At 61.1% G+C, this 18482-nt stretch carries 16 protein-coding genes; all 16 read left to right on the top strand.

Translation table 11 applies throughout. The annotated features are described in order from the left end of the window. The first annotated feature begins 56 nt into the window (after window positions 1-56). The 16 genes from AC6CH8_RS04240 (at window position 57) to AC6CH8_RS04165 (ending at window position 18452) form a co-directional block, all read left to right on the top strand. Window positions 57-1646 (top strand): ABC transporter substrate-binding protein, encoded by a 1590-nt coding sequence (locus AC6CH8_RS04240; RefSeq protein WP_420180982.1) that lies wholly within the window; start codon window positions 57-59, stop codon window positions 1644-1646. Window positions 1647-1684: 38 nt separating this feature from the next. After that, window positions 1685-2626: an ABC transporter permease gene (locus tag AC6CH8_RS04235; RefSeq protein WP_498188842.1), complete on the top strand. Its 942-nt coding sequence runs from the start codon at window positions 1685-1687 to the stop codon at window positions 2624-2626. Next, complete coding sequence (locus AC6CH8_RS04230; protein WP_498188839.1) at window positions 2610-3455, top strand: ABC transporter permease; 846 nt, start codon at window positions 2610-2612, stop codon at window positions 3453-3455. Before AC6CH8_RS04235 ends, AC6CH8_RS04230 begins: the two co-directional genes overlap by 17 nt. Continuing rightward, complete coding sequence (locus AC6CH8_RS04225; protein ID WP_498188837.1) at window positions 3448-5031, top strand: ATP-binding cassette domain-containing protein; 1584 nt, start codon at window positions 3448-3450, stop codon at window positions 5029-5031. Before AC6CH8_RS04230 ends, AC6CH8_RS04225 begins: the two co-directional genes overlap by 8 nt. A gap of 126 nt (window positions 5032-5157) precedes the next feature. After that, a complete protein-coding gene (locus AC6CH8_RS04220) occupies window positions 5158-6006 on the top strand; it encodes an FG-GAP repeat domain-containing protein (protein WP_364304902.1) in 849 nt (282 codons plus the stop codon). A gap of 167 nt (window positions 6007-6173) precedes the next feature. Further along, entirely contained in the window at window positions 6174-6578 is a 405-nt protein-coding gene (locus AC6CH8_RS04215; RefSeq protein ID WP_498188834.1) for a tautomerase family protein, read from the top strand. A 161-nt stretch (window positions 6579-6739) separates the two neighbouring features. Next, window positions 6740-7774, top strand: a complete 1035-nt coding sequence (iolC, locus tag AC6CH8_RS04210) for a 5-dehydro-2-deoxygluconokinase (protein WP_498188832.1) — start codon at window positions 6740-6742, stop codon at window positions 7772-7774. Next, entirely contained in the window at window positions 7771-8733 is a 963-nt protein-coding gene (locus AC6CH8_RS04205; RefSeq protein ID WP_179018352.1) for a Cgl0159 family (beta/alpha)8-fold protein, read from the top strand. The genes iolC and AC6CH8_RS04205 overlap by 4 nt, the downstream gene beginning before the upstream one ends. A 6-nt stretch (window positions 8734-8739) precedes the next feature. Next, the gene (iolD, locus tag AC6CH8_RS04200) at window positions 8740-10686 is read left to right on the top strand and encodes a 3D-(3,5/4)-trihydroxycyclohexane-1,2-dione acylhydrolase (decyclizing) (RefSeq protein ID WP_498188827.1); all 1947 of its coding nucleotides are present in this window, start codon (window positions 8740-8742) and stop codon (window positions 10684-10686) included. Between the two features lie 30 nt (window positions 10687-10716). Further along, window positions 10717-12228, top strand: a complete 1512-nt coding sequence (locus tag AC6CH8_RS04195; protein ID WP_091467171.1) for a CoA-acylating methylmalonate-semialdehyde dehydrogenase — start codon at window positions 10717-10719, stop codon at window positions 12226-12228. A gap of 32 nt (window positions 12229-12260) precedes the next feature. After that, window positions 12261-13178, top strand: coding sequence for a sugar phosphate isomerase/epimerase family protein (locus AC6CH8_RS04190; RefSeq protein WP_498188823.1), 918 nt, complete (start codon window positions 12261-12263; stop codon window positions 13176-13178). 101 nt (window positions 13179-13279) lie between these two features. Continuing rightward, a complete protein-coding gene (locus AC6CH8_RS04185; RefSeq protein ID WP_091467175.1) occupies window positions 13280-14293 on the top strand; it encodes a Gfo/Idh/MocA family protein in 1014 nt (337 codons plus the stop codon). A 12-nt stretch (window positions 14294-14305) separates the two neighbouring features. After that, window positions 14306-15178 (top strand): sugar phosphate isomerase/epimerase family protein, encoded by an 873-nt coding sequence (locus AC6CH8_RS04180; protein ID WP_498188821.1) that lies wholly within the window; start codon window positions 14306-14308, stop codon window positions 15176-15178. A gap of 237 nt (window positions 15179-15415) precedes the next feature. Beyond that, window positions 15416-16411 (top strand): substrate-binding domain-containing protein, encoded by a 996-nt coding sequence (locus AC6CH8_RS04175; RefSeq protein ID WP_498188818.1) that lies wholly within the window; start codon window positions 15416-15418, stop codon window positions 16409-16411. 55 nt (window positions 16412-16466) lie between these two features. After that, complete coding sequence (locus tag AC6CH8_RS04170; protein WP_498188815.1) at window positions 16467-17513, top strand: ABC transporter permease; 1047 nt, start codon at window positions 16467-16469, stop codon at window positions 17511-17513. 12 nt (window positions 17514-17525) lie between these two features. Further along, the gene (locus tag AC6CH8_RS04165; RefSeq protein WP_498188811.1) at window positions 17526-18452 is read left to right on the top strand and encodes an ATP-binding cassette domain-containing protein; all 927 of its coding nucleotides are present in this window, start codon (window positions 17526-17528) and stop codon (window positions 18450-18452) included. Window positions 18453-18482 lie beyond the last annotated feature (30 nt).

Genomic DNA, 18482 nt, shown 5'->3' with positions numbered 1-18482 from the left:
GCGTCAATTTTCAGGAAGCAAGAGGTAAGGCTAACCTAATAGTCTTCACTTTCCCCATGCCCACCCGTTCGGGCATAAATAGCAGGCGGTTCCCTTTGCGCACTTCCAGCCGATCCACGGCAGCTCTCGGGCTGGCAGCCCTTCTCACACTTTCCGGTTGCGGCCTCAGCGGGGGCCAGCCCGTATCCGCCGGGAAGGTAGCTGACACCAACCAGCGCATCGTGGTAGACAACTTCCGCGCTCCCGTGGCCAACTGGGCTCCGGAGTCCGACGCCGCGTACATCTTGTCGTTGTCCGGCTGCTTGGAAACCCTCACCAAGTATGATTCCGCCCAGGGAAAAGTGGTTCCTTTCCTGGCTACGGAGTGGAAGCAGGCTTCGCCGTTGGAATGGGACTTCTCCATACGTGAAGGCGTGAAATTCCAGGACGGCACCGATCTCACCGCAGAGGCCGTGGCCGCTTCCCTCAACCATGTCCTCAAGGCCAAGGTGCCTGCCAGGGCGTTCAGCCCAAGCGTCGTCAGCGCTGTCCAGGCACGGGATGCCAAGACTGTTCGCGTAACCACGCCCGTGGAAAACCCCTTGGTACCGTTCCGCCTTGCAAGCGTCAACACCGGCGTTCTTGCTCCTGCCGCTTACGCAGGCGCCACCGTCAATCCCTTCGGTCACTGCACGGGCCCGTTCACTCCGGTTTCAGAGAAGGCGAAACAATCCCTGACACTGGACCGCAACGAAAATTACTGGGGTGGAGATGTCCAGCTCGCAGGAGCTGAAGTGCGGTTCATCACCAACGGCGCAACACGCGCGGCTCAGGTTCAAACCGGTGAGGCGGACATTTCCCTCTCAATCCCGGCCTCTGCCTTGTCCTCGCTTGAGAATGCGCCCGAAGTCTCCGTACTGAAGGCGGACTCACCACGCACGGCCACGCTGTACATGAACAACGGCCGGGCGCCCTTCAACAACGTCGATTTCCGCAAGGCACTCCGCTCGGCACTCGACCTTGAGGCATTGGCTGCCAGCGTCTACGAGGGCGCAGCGCTTCCGGCAGCCGGACCCTATGCGCCATCAGAGCCGTGGGCATCGAGCAATGCGAGCTCGCCGAAGCAGAACGCTGAAGAAGCGAAGAGGCTTCTCGCCGACGCCGGATACACGGCCGATAAGCCATTGGAAATCATCGCGATTGTAGAACGTGCCGAGTTCGCCGACGTCGCAACCGTGATCCAGGACAACCTCAAGAACATCGGCGTACCCGTGGCCATCCAGGCCAAGGAATACGCGTCCGCGGAGCCGGACGTTCTGGCGGGGAACTATGACATGATCCTGAGCCAGCGCAACCGACTCATCGACATCGCTGATCCCATCGGCTTCCTGACGGCCGACTACACATGCAAGGGCACCTACAACCTCAGCCACTTCTGCAACGAAGAGTTTGACGCGATCATCACCGAAGCGGCCCGCACGTCCAACACCGAAGAACGTTACAAGCTGTACTCCAAAGCCGGTCAGCTCCTGGATGACCAGGCGGTCAACCTCTGGCTCGTCAATGAACAGGCCACCGACGCGGTCCGCAGCAACGTCATGTCCTACGTTCAGGATCCGCTTTCCCGTTACGTACTGACCGCGCAAACGGCCAAGTCGGGCTCCTAGCAACCAAACCGGGACCGACAGACAACAGACAAATCAGCATGATCACGTTCCTTGCGAAGCGGACGGCGACCCTCGTGGTCGCCGTCCTGCTGTCGTCTTTCGCCGTATTCCTTATTCCCTATGTCACCCCGGGTGATCCTGTACGGAAGATCATCCGCTCCCGCGTCGCCGGGGATGTGGTGGATGAGGCCACCGTTCGGGCCTTGGGCGAGAGCCTGGGACTGAACGATCCTCTTCCCGTTCAGTACCTGCGCTGGCTGGGGGACTTCTTCACCGGGGATATGGGCTTGTCCCATATCAGCAGGACGCCAGTAGTTGACCAGGTACTACCCGCTTTGGGCATCACCCTGAGCCTGGTGTTCGTGGCCTTGGGCACTGCAGTGCTGGTGTCGCTGCCCTTGGGGATTGTTGCGGCTCTGAAACAAGGAAGTAAGACAGACAAGTTGATCACCACGGTCACACAATCCTTCATCGCCCTGCCTGAATACTGGTTGGCCCCGCTGTTAGTGCTCGTGTTCGCCCTCAAGTTTTCCTTGCTGCCTTCCGCAGGGTGGAACACGGCATCGTCCATCGTCCTCCCTGCGGCAACACTGGCATTGCGGCCCATTAGCTTCTTCACTTCGGCTGTGCGGTCAGGAATGGTCGATGCCCTCGAAGCCGAACACATTTCCGCCGCGCGAGCCCGGGGACTGAGCCACGTCCAGACAATCCTGCGGCACGTTGTACCCAACGGCCTGGTCCCGTTGTCCACTCTGTTCGCGGTGTGGTTCGCGGGGCTGCTGGGGGGCTCTGTCATTGTGGAGGTGATCTTCGCCATTCCCGGCATGGGAAGGCTTCTCTACGACGCCGTCGTCAACAGCGACATACCCCTGGCCCAGGGCGGCGTGGTGGTGGTAGTGGCACTGGCTGTCGCAATCACCACGCTTGCCGATTTCCTGCACCGGATCCTTAGCCCGAAGGTGAGTGGAGCCCTTGCGTAACCGTTCAGCGATCGACGCTGCCGCCGTCGTAATCCTCGTTCTGATTGTCGCTGCCGTGGCCGCTGCGCCTTGGTTGGCGCCGTTTCCTCCGGATGACCAGAACCTCGCCGCACGACTTGCGCCACCCAGCGCTACGCATTGGCTGGGAACGGACCACCTCGGGCGGGACACGCTGAGCCGCTTGCTCGACGGCGGTCGCTTCTCCCTGGTGGTTGCCGCACTGGCCACAGTGCTGACCGGAGTCATCGGTTTGGTGGTGGGTGTTCTTAGCGCCCGCCGCAAGGGCTGGCTGGATGAGTTTTTCACCCGCACCAACGACGTCCTGCTGGCACTTCCGGAGATGGTGGTGGCGCTTTTCATCGTCGCTGCCATGGGCACTGGCTTCACCTCGCTGCTGGTGGCACTGACCGTGACAGGGTGGACGCCGTTTGCGCGACTGGCCCGGACCCTGGCTTATGACATCTCGGCGCGCGGCTTTGTCGAAGCAGCGCGAGTGGTGGGATGTTCGCCGTCGTTCATTATTTTCCGCCACATCCTCCCGCACCTGGCCGCCCCCATGCTGGGGCAGGCAACACTTCGCTTCGGTCAGCTCCTGATCAGCGTCGGAGCACTGTCCTACCTTGGACTCGGCGTGCAACCGCCGCAATCCGATTGGGGTTCCATGCTGGCAGCGGCGCAACCGTACGCAGAGAGGGCTCCGTGGGGAATCATTGCCCCTGGACTCGCCGTCTTCCTGGTGGCCCTGTGCGTGACATTGATCGGTCAACGGGCATCACGTCGGGCCTCGGATCCGGTGGACGTCCTTGTGGTGGAAGGACAGCATGCCTGAGCTCGTCGTTGAGGATCTGACGGTCCGCAGTGGTGGTACGGGGCGCCCTATCCTCGCAGGTGTCAGCCTGGCCGTGAAACCCGGCGAGTTTGTCGCATTGGTGGGAGGCTCCGGTTCGGGCAAGACCATGACTGCGCGGTCGGTGCTGCAGTTGTTGCCTCCACAGTTGGGCATTGAGTCGGGGTCCATCCGACTTGGGGCGCTTGACGTAACCGGAGCCTCCGAAGCAGAGCTGAACCGCGTTCGAGGCGGCCGGCTAGGGATGTTGTTTCAACAGCCAAAGAAGATGTTCAACCCCAACAAGACCATCGGCGCCCATCTCCGGGAACCACTTAAACTGCATTCGGGCCTACGTGGCCAAGCTGCAAAGACGGGGGTTCTCCAATTGCTGGCAGAGGTGGGCTTCGAGGATCCGCAATGGGGTGCGCGCTCATACCCGCACCAGCTATCAGGCGGCATGGCGCAGCGGGCCATGACTGCCATGGCCTTGGCAGGTCAGCCCGAGATCCTGCTGGCCGATGAACCGACGTCGGCCTTGGACAAAGTGCTGGAACAACAAATCCTGGAACTACTGGACCGGCAACGAATCCAACGCGGCCTGGGCATCCTCTACATCACGCATAACCTTGCTTCGGTGGCCGCATTTGCAGACAGGGTGTTGGTGATGGATGCGGGTGTGATCGTTGAATCTGGCACCACGGAAACGGTCCTGGGCAGCCCCAGGACCGCTTACACGCGCAGGCTCCTCGAAGCGTCCAACTTGGCGCCCACCAGCATCCCGCCTGCCCCGACCCACCAGCGAAGCGCCCTTACGCTGACAAATGTGGTCAAGCAGTTCGGATCCGGCAAACGCAGCGGGCGGCCTGCCTTGGACTCGATTTCGCTGGACGTAAAAAAGGGCGAAATCCTGGGCGTTCTTGGCCAATCCGGGTGCGGTAAGAGCACTCTTGCCCGGGCCATTGTTGGGCTGGAAGGTATCAGCAGTGGCACCATCACCAGGACGCTGATCGCGGCTGACGCAGGAGCAACGGCCGTTCAATTGGTGTTCCAGGAACCCCACGATTCGTTCGACCCACGCATGACCCTGCGTGCCAGCCTGGAAGCGCCGCTCCGGTCGCAAAAGGAGCTCACAGCAGCTGAACGGTCCCGCAGGCTCACAGCGGCCATGGAAGAAGTGGAGCTGGATCCCGCCCTCCTGGACCGGCGCCCGGGTCAATGCTCCGGAGGGCAATTGCAGCGGGTCACCATCGCCCGGGCTTTGTTGTTGGAACCTGAAGTGCTCATCTGTGATGAAGCAACGTCTGCCCTGGACGCATTGACCCAACGGACCATCCTTGAACTGTTGCAGCGCCTGCACCGGGACCGCGGACTGACCCTCATGATCATCACGCACGACATGGATGTGGTGAGGCACATGTGCCAGCGGGTCGCAGTCCTCTACCAAGGGCGCCTTGTGGAGCTCACCGACACGGACAAGTTCTTTTCAGATCCGCAGCACCAGCACAGTCAAGACCTCGTTTCCGCGGCCATTCCGTGCCGTGGCCTGCACCTGAAGAAAATCAGGGCGGCGCTCTAGCAACCTGGGTGCTAGCGCAGCCTAGGTGGGAAGCCCGTCAAAGTCATTGCCTGTTGATCCGGCTCCCTAGTAGGGTCGCGGCAGGAGCGTTCCGCTGGGGGATGCGCAAAGAGCCGGGGGCCTGTTATGCGCCGAATACGCCTGGTAGTTCTTGCTGTGGTTGCCTTGACCCTTGCTCAGCCGGTGGTCGCTTCTCCTGCCCGCGCTGACGACTCCTGGCACAACTTCATTCAGATCTGGTGGGACTTTGAGAAGGTTTACGCTGATCTGCCCACCATAACGGACAACGGAAATGTCATCGTCTACGAGGGAAAGACCGGCTGGGAGGGCCAAGGCCTGGGTCCCGGTCCGAGTGTCGTCCTTGACGCGAATGCCCTGGTGACGCCCGGTGATTGGGATGGAAACGGCAGCGCCGATTGGATGTTTCGCAGCAGTGATGGCGGGTTGTACTTGCGTACAGGTATTGGCGGGAACGTTTCCAAACATGTGGGCCGTGGCTGGGACGTGATGACGGCCCTGGTTTCACCCGGAGATTGGAATGGTGACGGGAATGCCGACGTTCTAGCCCGTGACGCCTCCGGTGCGCTGTGGATGTACCGGGGCGACGGCAATGGCGGTTGGCTGCCGGGCCGTGTGCAGGTGGGATGGGGTTGGAACATCATGGCGTCCATCTTTAGCGGACATGATTTCAATGAGGACGGAAAGCCGGACATTCTCGCGGCGGACTCATACGGTTCACTTTGGCTCTACCCGGGCAACGGCTCCGGGGGATGGATGGGCCGGGTCCAAGTCGGCTGGGGTTGGCACAAGATGGATCTCATTGCCGCCCCTGGCGACTTCGATTACGACGGTCACGGTGATGTCATTGCCCGCGACATCGCCGGTTCCATGTGGATCTATCCAGGCAATGGGGCGGGCGGCTTCGCGTGGACACGCCGGTTGCTGACAATACCGACGCCGGCGCTCTTCGGCTGATTTACATAGCAGTCCCGACACACAGCAGTCCAGACATTATTAACCCCCTCGCCAGCCAGCTTGGGGGTTAGGTGTCGTTCCAGGCGCCTTCGTAATCACTGGCATGTTTCTTGAGTTTTCCATTAAGCATTTGTTAGTATGACAGGACAAACATAGGGAGTGTAGACATGCCGCTTGTTCGAATTGACGTCAATCAGGGTCGCTCGCCGGAAGAGCTCTCCGCGCTGAGCCGCAAAATCCACGACGCCATCCTCAAGGAATACGGGATCCCTGAGCGGGACTACTTCCATATCCTGACCGAGCACCCGCAGGGTCAGATCGTTGCGCAAGACGCAGGCTTGGGATTTGAGCGCAGTTCCGGCATTGTCATGATCCAGATTTTCACCCAGGGTGGTCGCAGCCAGGAGGCCAAGAGCTCCCTTTTCCAAGCTATTGCGGGCGGTCTCGCAGAGGTGGGGATCCCGGGCGAAGATGTCTTTGTGGGCTACGTGGAGAACTCGCCGGGCGACTGGTCATTCGGCTTTGGGCGCAGCCAATATGTCACTGGAGAACTCGCAGTGCCGCCCAAGTAGAGCGTTCTGTGTCACGTTGTAAATATGTCAGTACAAACCTTTGACAGGACATTGATTCTGGTGCAGAGTAGTCATGTGGCCCCGCTCACTGAGGGGTGGCAAGGCATTGGGGCCCAGCGCTCAAAGGTTCAGAGTTCACAAGAGAAAGGTCAACGATTATCGTGACCCACGAACTGCTTACAATCGGGCGCATCAGCGTTGATATTTACCCGAACGACATTGGGGTGGACCTGGAGGACGTGACGTCCTTCGGCAAATACCTTGGAGGTTCGCCCTCCAATGTGGCCGTTGCCGCCGCGCGACACGGGCGCCGCGCGGGAATCATCACCCGCACGGGCGACGACGCTTTCGGCAACTATCTTCACCGGGAATTGCGCAAGTTCAATGTTGACGATTCCTTCGTCTCCCCGGTCAAGGAGTACCCGACGGCTGTGACCTTCTGCGCGATCAAGCCGGCAACAGACGAGTTCCCACTGTACTTCTACGGCCGCTTTCCCACTGCTCCGGACCTGCAGATCAAAGCGGAAGAGCTGGACTTGGAGGCGATCCGGCATGCAGGGATTTTCTGGTCCACCGTCACCGGCCTCTGCCAGGAGCCCAGCCGTGAGGCCCACATCAAAGCACACCAAGCCCGTCCGCGAACCGGCCTCAAAGACGGTCAGTTCACCATCCTGGACCTGGACTACCGTCCGATGTTCTGGGCCTCCGAAGAGGAAGCCCGCGCCGAGGTTGCCAAAGTCCTCCCGCACGTAACCGTCGCGATCGGCAACGACAAGGAATGCGCTGTCGCCGTTGGTGAGGGGACGCCTGATGAGCAGGCAGACCGCCTGCTGGCTGCCGGCGTCGAAATTGCCGTGGTCAAACTCGGACCGGACGGCGTCATGGCCAAGACCCGCACGGAGCGTGTGGTTTCGGCACCGGTACCGGTGGAAACCGTTAACGGTTTGGGCGCTGGCGACTCGTTCGGCGGTGCTTTCTGTCACGGACTGTTGTCCGGTTGGCCCCTCTCGGAAGTCCTGGATTACGCGAACGCATCCGGTGCAATCGTCGCCTCGCGTCTCTCTTGTGCAGATGCCATGCCGACGCCGGAGGAAGTTACCTCGCTGCTCGCAGAACGCGGCCGCCCCATTCCCGGTGCCTCTCTGTCAGCCGCCGCCCTCACAGCCGACACCTTCAGTGAAGGAGCAGTTCGTTGAGCCTTAATGACGATCCCCGCCGCTACGAGCACTTGAGCCGTATCCGGTTGGAGGACCCCGAGGCCGTAGCCCGGGCAGCAGCCACCCGACGTCGCCATCCTGGCCTGAAACACAGCGCGCAGAACTTCATTGTCGCCGCGGACCACCCGGCGCGGGGCGCACTCGCCGTTGGTGCTCAGCCAATGGCCATGGCCGATCGCAGGGACCTTTTGGATCGTCTGCAGATCGCGTTGGCGAACCCTGCAGTTGATGGCATCCTAGCCTCGCCGGACATCATGGATGACCTTCTGTTGCTGGGCGCCTTGGAAGGCAAGCTCGTCTTCGGCTCCATGAACCGCGGTGGTTTGGCAGGGCTGGTCAACGAGTTCGACGATCGCTTCACCGGGCACACTGCTGCTGCTTTGGAGGCGCTCGGTGCGGATGGCGGCAAGATGCTCACGCGCATCTGCCTGGGTGACCCCGACACGGTAGCCACCCTTGAAGCCACGGCGAAAGCCATTGATTCGTTGGCCGAGCGCAAGCTCATCGCCATGGTGGAGCCGTTCCTTTCCGTCCGTGATGCACACGGAAAAGTCCGCAACGATCTCCGCGCTGACGCCGTGATCAAATCTGTCGGCATTGCCGAAGGCCTCGGTTCCACCAGTGCCTACACCTGGATGAAATTGCCGGTTGTGGCAGAGATGGAACGCGTCATGGCGTCCACAACCATGCCTACCGTGCTGTTGGGCGGTGACCCCGACGGCAGCCAGGACGAGGTTTTCGCCAGCTGGCAGGCAGCCCTTGCCTTGCCCGGTGTTCGAGGCCTCACTGTCGGAAGGACGCTGCTTTACCCGCACGACGACGATGTGGCGGGGGCTGTTGCGACGGCCGCCTCGCTGCTTAACAACTCTGCGCCCCTGCCCTCCGCGGCGGATGAGCGAACCATGTCAGACCGTATCCCAGTGAAAGTATCGGAGTAGCTAGTAATGGGTACAGCAACCCGTCGGATGACCGTGGCGCAGGCTGTGGTCGAGTTCCTTTCCAAGCAGTACACCGTGGATTCGATCGATGGTGTGGAGTATCGCGAGCGGTTGATTCCGGGGACGTTCGGTATTTTCGGGCACGGGAACGTGGCCGGTGTGGGTCAGGCGCTGAAGCAGTATCAGGCAGCGGACCCCACGATCATGCCGTATTACCAGGGCCGCAATGAGCAGGCCCAGGTGCATCAGGCTGTGGGTTATGCCCGGCATACGCGTCGTCGCCAGACGTTTGCGATCAGCACCTCCATTGGTCCGGGTTCCTCGAACCTGCTGACAGGTGCTGCCTTGGCTACAACCAATCGCTTACCGGTATTGCTGCTCCCGAGCGACACCTTCGCGACCCGTGCGGCTGACCCGGTGTTGCAGCAGTTGGAGCTCCCGTACGCGTACGACATCACGGTCAACGACGCGTTTCGTCCGTTGTCCAGATTCTTCGACCGGGTGTCCCGCCCGGAGCAGATGTTCTCTGCATTCCACCACGGATTGCGCGTTCTCACGGACCCGGCCGAGACCGGCGCCGTGACAATTTCGCTGCCGCAGGATGTGCAGGCGGAGGCTTTCGATGTTCCGGAAGAGTTCCTGGCCGAGCGGGAGTGGCGGATCCGCCGGCCCGAGGCAGAGGACGACGACATTCGCCGCGCCGCCCAGGCCATCCGCGCCGCGAAGCGTCCGCTAATCATCGCAGGTGGCGGCGTCCTCTACGCGTACGCCAACGAGGAACTCGCCAAATTTGCTCAGGAGACCGGCATCCCGGTGGGCAACACCCAGGCCGGTGTTGGCGTCCTGCCGTGGGACCACAAGTTCTCCCTCGGTGCCATTGGTTCCACGGGCACGACGGCGGCCAACGCCATCGCAGCCGAAGCGGACCTGATCATCGGGATCGGCACCCGTTACGAGGACTTCACTACCGCGTCCCGGACAGCGTTCCAGAACCCGGACGTGAAGTTCGTGAACATCAACGTCGCGCCGATCGATGCCTACAAGCACGGCACCACGCTGCCGATCGTTGCTGATGCCCGCAAGGCCCTGGTGAAGCTCAACCAGGCATTGGGCGGTTACCGGGTTGGTGCTGATCTTGAAGAGAAGGTCGCGGCCGAGAAGAAGCGCTGGAACGGAATTGTGGACGAGGCCTTCGAAACCCGTTACACGCCGTTGCCGGCGCAGAACGAGATCATCGGCGCCACCAACAAGGCCATGGATGACCAGGATGTGGTCATCTGCGCGGCGGGTTCGCTGCCCGGTGACCTGCACAAAATGTGGCGGGTCCGGGACCCCTTCGGTTACCACGTGGAGTACGCGTACTCCTGCATGGGTTACGAGATCCCCGGCGGTTTGGGCGTGAAGCGCGCAGCGCTGGCCGAAGCCGCAGCAGGCGGCCCGGAGCGAGATGTGGTTGTCATGGTGGGGGACGGCTCCTACCTGATGATGCACACCGAACTGGTCACCGCCGTCGCCGAACGCATCAAGCTGATTGTGGTCCTCATCCAGAACCATGGCTATGCCTCGATCGGGTCGCTGTCAGAGTCTCTTGGTTCGCAGCGGTTCGGTACGCAGTACCGGGTCCTGGACAAGGAACAGCACAGCTTCGACGCCGGTGAGAACCTGCCCATCGATCTGGCCACCAACGCAGAGTCCCTGGGCGCGAGGGTTATCCGGATCGAACCGGGGGAGCACGTGATTGAAGCCCTGGGCGCCGCGATCAAGGAAGCAAAGGCGGCCCCGGAAACGGGCCCGATCGTGATCCACGTTGAGTCTGATCCTTTGCTGGATGCCCCGAGCTCCGAGTCCTGGTGGGACGTTCCGGTCTCGCAGGTTTCCGAGCTCGAATCCACCCGGCAGGCCTACAAGACGTACACCGACCACAAGAACCGCCAGCGCAAGCTGCTCGGCTAGAAACACCAAAGACTAGAAGGAAGTCCGCACATGTCGACGACGACCACACTGACCACCATTCACCATTTCATCAACGGCGCTGAAACCACAGGCGAAGGCGACCGCACCCAGCCCGTATATAACCCCGCCACCGGCCAGGTGTCCGCTGAACTGCGGCTGGCCAACGAGGCCGACCTGAACGCCACCGTTGCCGCGGCCCGCAAGGCGGCGGATTCGTGGGGTGACATTTCCCTGGCCAAGCGAACCGCAGTGCTGTTCAAGTTCCGTGAACTCGTTGCAGCGCACGTGGACGACCTCGCTGAGCTGATCACCGCCGAGCACGGCAAGGTCCTCTCCGACGCGAAGGGTGAGATCGGCCGCGGCCTGGAGGTCATCGAGTTCGCTTGTGGCATCCCGCAGCTGCTCAAGGGCGACTACTCGGACCAAGTGTCCACCGGCATCGATGTTTTCTCCTTCCGCGAGCCCCTTGGCGTCGTGGCAGGTATTACCCCGTTCAACTTCCCGGTCATGGTGCCGCTGTGGATGGCGCCCATGGCCATCGCCACCGGCAACGCGTTCATCCTTAAGCCCTCCGAGCGTGACCCGTCCGCCTCGATGCTGCTCGCGAAACTGTGGAAGCAGGCCGGCCTTCCCGATGGCGTGTTCCAGGTCCTGCACGGCGGCAAGGAAACCGTTGATGGGCTGCTGACCCACCCGGACGTGGACGGCATCTCCTTTGTGGGCTCTACCCCGATCGCCCAGTACGTCCACGAAACCGCCACCAAGCACGGCAAGCGCGTCCAGGCCTTGGGCGGGGCAAAGAACCACGCCATCGTGATGCCCGACGCCGACCTGGACAACGCCGCAGACCACCTCGCGGCCGCCGCTTTCGGCTCCGCGGGGGAACGCTGCATGGCGATCTCCGTCGCCGTCGCCGTTGGTGACGCTGCTGACCTGATCGTGAAGAAGGTCGAAGAACGCGCCCTGGCCGTGAAGGTCAAGAACGGCACCGAGCCCGACGCGGAAATGGGTCCGGTCATCACCCCGGCCTCCAAGGAACGGATCGTCAAGATCGTCACCGAAGCCGAAACCGCCGGCGCGGCCATGGTGGTGGACGGCCGCGACCTGGTGGTCCCCGGCCACGAAGACGGCTTCTGGGTGGGCCCAACGGTGATTGACCACGTGAAGACGGAAATGACCGCCTACACCGAGGAAATCTTCGGACCCGTCCTGGTAGTGGTCCGCGTCGCCGACCTCGAAGAAGGCATCGCGCTGATCAACTCCAACCCCTACGGCAACGGCACTGCGATCTTCACCTCGTCCGGCGCCGCAGCCCGGAAGTTCCAACGCTCCGTGACCGTCGGCATGGTGGGCATCAACGTGCCCCTTCCCGTCCCGGTGGCCTACCACTCCTTCGGCGGTTGGAAGAACTCGCTCTTCGGCGACAAGCACATCTACGGACCCGAAGGCGTCTCCTTCTACACGCGCGGTAAAGTCATCACTTCCCGCTGGCCCGAACCCACCCACGCCTCCGGCGCCTCTTACAACTTCCCTTCCAACTAATCCGCACCGCCACAAAGGAAGACAACGCCGTCATGACTGATGTTGAGAACAAGCTGATCATCGGCACCGCCCCTGATTCCTGGGGCGTCTGGTTCCCTGATGATCCCCAGCAGACTCCGTGGGAACGGTTCCTTGATGAGGTTGCGGAGTCCGGGTACAAGTGGATCGAACTGGGTCCGTACGGCTACCTGCCGAACGACCCCACCCGCTTGGCTGAGGAACTGAAGCAGCGCGACCTCCAGGTCACCGCAGGTACGGTCTTCACGGCCTTCCACCGTGGTGCCGAACAATACGACGAAGCATGGGAACCGGCCCGAAAGGTTGCCGAACTGACGGCAGCCATGGGCGGAGAACATATTGTGGTCATCCCCGCCATGTGGCGCGACGACGTCACAGGTGAAGCCGTTGAGAACGGTGAACTCTCGGACGAGCAATGGGCAGACCTGTTCGCAGGCCATAACCGCATGGGCAAGGTCCTGCTGGAAGACTTTGGGTTGCACCAGCAGTTCCACTCGCATGCTGACTCGCACGTCGGTGCCCAAAAGGACATCGAAACGCTCTTGGCGGCCACCGATCCGCAGTACTTGAACCTGTGCCTGGACACGGGGCACGCCGAGTACTGCGGCGCATCGAGCCTGGAGCTCATCAAGAACTACCCGGACCGTATCGGTTACCTGCACCTCAAGCAGATCAACCCCGAGGTCCTCGCCGAGGTGAACGACAAGAACATGACCTGGGCAGCCGCCAACCTCGCCGGCGTCATGACCGAGCCGCCGAACGGCCTCCCGGACCTGCGCGCTGTCATCGAAGCCGTGGAAGGCCTCAACCGGCCCATCTTCGGCATCGTGGAGCAGGATATGTACCCGGTAGCGTTCGATGTGCCGATGCCAATCGCCAAGAGGACCCGGAACTACCTGCTTTCCTGCGGATCACGCACCAGGGTCCAATAACGCCGTTCAGTAGCGCCATCCACTAGTAGCGCCGTTCAGTAGCGCCATCCACTGGTAGCGCCGTTCAGTAGCAAACCAAAATTTCACGAAGGACAGATACAGTGACCAAGATTCTCCGCGTTGCCGTCATCGGCGCAGGCCGCATGGGTGCGGACCACATCAAGCGCCTCAGTACCCGCATCCACGGCGCTGAAGTAGCCGCCGTCGTCGACGTCGACCTTGCCCGTGCGCAAGCCGCCATTGAAGGGATCGACGGCGCCGTGGCGTTGGCCAGTGCCGAAGAGGCGCTCAACAACGGTGACGTCAACGCCGTCCTGATTGCCACGCCTGGTTTCCTCCACGAGGAAATCCTTTATAAGGCGTTGGAGAAAGACTTCCCGATCTTGTGTGAGAAGCCGCTGACCCCGGACGCTGATAGCGCCTGGAAAGTTGTCCAGGCCGAGCAGGCTTTGGGTCACAAGCGCATCCAGGTGGGTTTCATGCGCCGTTTCGACGCCGAGTACTCGGCTTTGGGTGCGATCATCCGCAACAGCGAATTGGGGGAGCTGTTGATGCTGCACCACCAGCACCGCAACCCGAGCACGCCCGAGGGATTCACCAACGAGATGCTGATCAACGACTCCGTAGTCCACGAGTTCGACGCGATCCGCTACTTCACGGGTGAAGAAATCACCTCCGTGCAGGTCCGCTTGGGCAAGCCCACGCGCAGCGCGCCGAACGGCCAGCATGACCCGCAGCATGTGCTGCTGGAAACCGAGTCAGGTGTGCTGGCCGACGTCGAAATCTACGTCAACGCCAAATTCGGTTATCAGGTGGCCACGCAAGCGTCCTTTGAAGAGGGCATTGTGAGCATCGGCGGCGACAACGGCCCGTACATCCAGTCCGCGGGCAAGTGGGGCGGTAACGTCACGCCAGGTTTTGAAGAGCGTTTCGGAGCTGCGTACGACGTCGAGGTGCAGGCTTGGGTAGACGCCGCACTTCGCGGCGAAATCGGCGGACCAACCGCCTGGGACGGCTACGCTACCGCAGCCTGCTGCGAGGCCGGCGTCGAAGCCCAGAAGTCGGGCGAAAAGGTCAAAGTTCAGCTGAACACCAAGCCGGACCTGTATAAGTAGGGGACATTCACCATGAAGATTGCACTGGATCCCACACCGTTCCACCACAGCCACACCCTGCTGGAGTTCCCGCGCGTGGCAGCCGATCTCGGCTACCAATACCTTCAGATGACCCCGCACGCGGATCTCATCCCGTTCTATAACCACCCAAAGGCCGACGACGAACTCGTAGGAAAGCTGAAGGCAGCCTGCAAGGACACCGGCGTCGAAATCGCCTCGGTCCTGCCGGTCCTGCGGTGGTCAGGTCCGGACGAGGACGCCCGCGAAGCCGCAGTCCGGTACTGGAAGCGCGCCATCCAGATCACGGTAAACCTTGGTGTCCAGACCATGAACACCGAGTTCAGCGGCCGTCCGGAGAAAGCGGAGGAGTCTGAGCGTGCGTTTTACCGCTCCATGGAGGAACTGCTCCCGATCATCGAACGCGAGGGTCTGGACGTTCTCATTGATCCGCACCCGGACGACTTCGTGGAGGACGGCCTGGCCGCTCTCCGTGTCATCAGGGGCGTAAACTCCCCGAACATCGGGATGGTCTACGTCGCTTCGCACAGTTTCCACATGGGCAACAAGCCGTTGGAGATCATGCGGGCAGCGGGGGACAAGCTCCGCTTGGTGCACGTCTCGGACACCATGAACCATCATGCCTCCCACGGCCTCCGCTACATCACCAACCCGCCCGGCAATGCCGTCCGCGTTCACCAGCACCTCAAGATCGGCGACGGCGACGTGAACTGGGACGAGTTCTTTGGCGGCCTGAAGGAGATCGGCTTCCTGGACAAGGAAAACACCGTGATGGTCTCGTCGGTTTTCGCTGAGAATGAGAACGCGGAAGATGTTTCCCGCTACCAGCTCAAGACGATGGTGGACTACGTCGCCCGGATAAAATAGTCGGTCTTTGTGAATAGATAATGCCCCCAAGACGTGGTCTTGGGGGCATTATCTGTTCGCAATCGCAGGCGCTGCGGACATGTCCAAGGGTCCGCCACAACAAGCTCGTTACGTAAAAACATCCTAATGTCAGGACAAAGTCTTGACAAAGTGTGAGGGCAGTCACCATGATCTAAGTAGCGGATGCTCCGGACACGAGTCTCCGGACACCCAGAGCTGAAATCAAAGGAGATAACGGTGGCAAAATTCTCATGGCGCAAAGCGGCGGTCGTCGCGGCAGTGGTTCCCCTGGTGGCACTGAGCGCCTGTTCGAGCCAAGGCGGTAAACCGGCTGATACCGGTGGGGGAGCGGCAGCAGGGCAAGTAGCCGGCACCGACAGAATCAAGGTCGCACTGATCACGCACGCAGCTCCCGGTGACACTTTCTGGGACATTGTGCGCAAGGGAGCCGAGGAAGCAGCGGCCAAGGACAACGTGGAGCTTCTCTATACGTCTGACCCCGAAGGTGGTCGTCAGGCACAGCTGATTCAACAGGCTGTGGACCAGAAAGTAGATGGGATTGCGGTGACGCTTGCCAAGCCGGACGCGTTGAAGGATGCGCTGAAGAAGGCAACCGATGCCGGGATTCCAGTGGTCAGCCTGAACGCTGGAGAGTCCGTCTCCGCGCAGCTTGGGGCTTTCACACACTTCGGATCCAACGAGAAACTTGCAGGGGCTGCCGCTGGTGACAAAATTTCTGCTGAAGGTCTCAAACACCCAATCTGCGTGATCCAGGAGCAAGGTCACGTTGGCCTTGAAGCCCGGTGCGCAGGCGTCAAGGATAAGGTTCCGGCCACTGAAATCCTCTATGTAACCGGTACGGACATGACCCAAGTGTCGTCCACCGTTACGGCTAAACTGCAGGCCACTCCGGATGCTGATGTGATCATCGGTCTCGGGGCGCCCTTCACCCTCACCATACTTAAGGCTGTTGAAACTGCGGGAAGCCAGGCCAAGGTGGCATCGTTCGACATGAATGCCGAGCTGGCGCAAAAAATCGCCGACGGCAACGTACTCTTCACCGTTGACCAGCAGCCTTGGCTACAGGGTTACGGAGCAGTGGACGCCCTGTGGCAGGCAAAGCGGGGCGGCTTCAAGATTGGTGGCGGACTTCCTGTATTGACCGGACCCACCATTGTGGACAAGGCCGGAGCGGCCAACGCCCTTACATTCGCCCAGCAGGGTATCCGCTAAAACCCGTGTGCCTGATAAGGCGGAGACGCCGGACCAGGCACCAAAGGAGACCATCATGACCCAGACCTTGGCAAAACCATCCCCTGTCACAGATGAACGTGTCGGCCACCGGAACGCCCTTCAAAAGTTGCTCGGCCGGCCCGAGGTTGGCGCTTTGGTTGGCGCCATCGTTCTCTTCATCTTTTTCGCTTCGGTGTCCCAAACGTTCATTCAGCCGAACGCTTTCGCCACCGTACTTTATGGAAGCTCCACCATCGGCATCATGGCTGTAGGCGTCTCACTTTTGATGATCGGCGGGGAGTTCGACCTTTCCACCGGTGTCGCCGTCATTAGTTCAGCGCTAACAGCATCGCTGTTCAGCTGGTACTTCACGACCAACGTTTGGGTAGGTGTCACGCTGGCGCTGGTTGTATCGCTGGGTATTGGCCTGGTCAACGGCTGGATTCTCGTAAAGACCAAACTCCCCAGCTTCATCGTCACCCTGGCCACCTTCTTGATGCTGACCGGCCTGAACCTCGGGCTTACCCGGCTTATCGGCGGATCCGTATCCTCTCCGTCGATCTCCAACATGGATGGTTTCGACTCAGCCAGGGCCGTCTTCGCCTCAGCGATATCCATTGGCGGAGTGGAAGTGAAGATCACCGTTTTCATCTGGATCGCTTTGGTGGCAGTTGCCTCCTGGGTCTTGCTGCGCACCAGGGTAGGCAACTGGATCTTCGCCGTGGGCGGTGACGCCAATGCCGCCCGCGCAGTTGGTGTCCCTGTAACCAAGACCAAGATCGGTCTCTTCATGGCGGTTGGTTTCTGCGGTTGGATCCTGGGCATGCACAACCTCTTTGCCTTCGATGCCGTGCAGTCCGGCGAAGGTGTGGGCAACGAGTTCCTCTACATCATTGCTGCCGTCATTGGTGGCTGCCTCCTCACCGGCGGCTATGGTTCGGCCGTGGGTGGCGCTATTGGTGCCTTCATCTTTGGCATGGCTAACAAGGGCATCGTCTACGCGCAGTGGAACCCGGACTGGTTCAAGTTCTTCCTGGGCTTGATGCTGTTGCTCGCCACCATCGTCAACCTCATCGTCAAGCGACGCGCGGAACTCAAGTAAGGGGCCCGGGAAATGAATGCCAAAGCGATCGACCAGGAAACGTTGCTCCAGAATGAGCGCGATCCCCTCACCCACACGCCCGTCCATCTCCTCTCCTTGGAAGGGGTCGGCAAGCACTACGGCAACATCATCGCCCTGCGCGACGTCACGATGGCCGTGGACAACGGCCGTGTTACCTGTGTTCTGGGAGACAACGGCGCGGGTAAGTCAACGCTCATCAAGATCATCGCCGGCCTCCACCAGCACGACGAGGGCGTGCTGAACATCATGGGCGAGGAGCGGAAGTTCGGTTCCCCCCGAGATGCCCTGGACGCCGGCATTGCCACGGTGTACCAGGACCTTGCAGTGGTACCGCTGATGCCGATCTGGCGGAACTTCTTCCTCGGATCAGAGCTCACCAAGGGCTTCGGACCGTTCAAGTACATGGACGTCGAACAGATGAAGGCCATCACGCTCAAGGAATTGGCCGAGATGGGCATCGACCTGCGCGATGTGGAGCAACCCATTGGTCAGCTCTCCGGTGGTGAACGCCAGTGTGTCGCGATTGCCCGCGCCGTGTACTTCGGTGCGAAGGTCCTGATTCTGGACGAACCGACGGCTGCGTTGGGTGTGAAGCAGTCAGGCGTGGTCCTGCGCTATATCCTCCAGGCCCGCGACCGCGGTCTGGGCGTCATCTTTATCACCCACAATCCGCACCACGCCTTCCCGGTCGGGGACCGTTTCCTGCTGCTCAAGCGCGGCAAATCCATTGGCTACTACGACAAGAAGGACATCACCCTGGACGAACTCACTGCCCAGATGGCCGGTGGCGCTGAACTGGCTGAACTCGCACATGAGCTCGAGCAGCTGGGTGGCCACGGCGACGTGGTGGAAGAGGTCAAAGCGGAAGTTGCGGACGTGACGGACAGCGTGAACGCCGTCGCTCCGAAGCACGCTTAGCAGCAGCACAGGCTCAGCAACAGCAGGCCC

Source organism: Paenarthrobacter sp. GQ52, from assembly GCF_059759005.1.
This window is presented reverse-complemented; position numbering and strand designations above follow the sequence as displayed.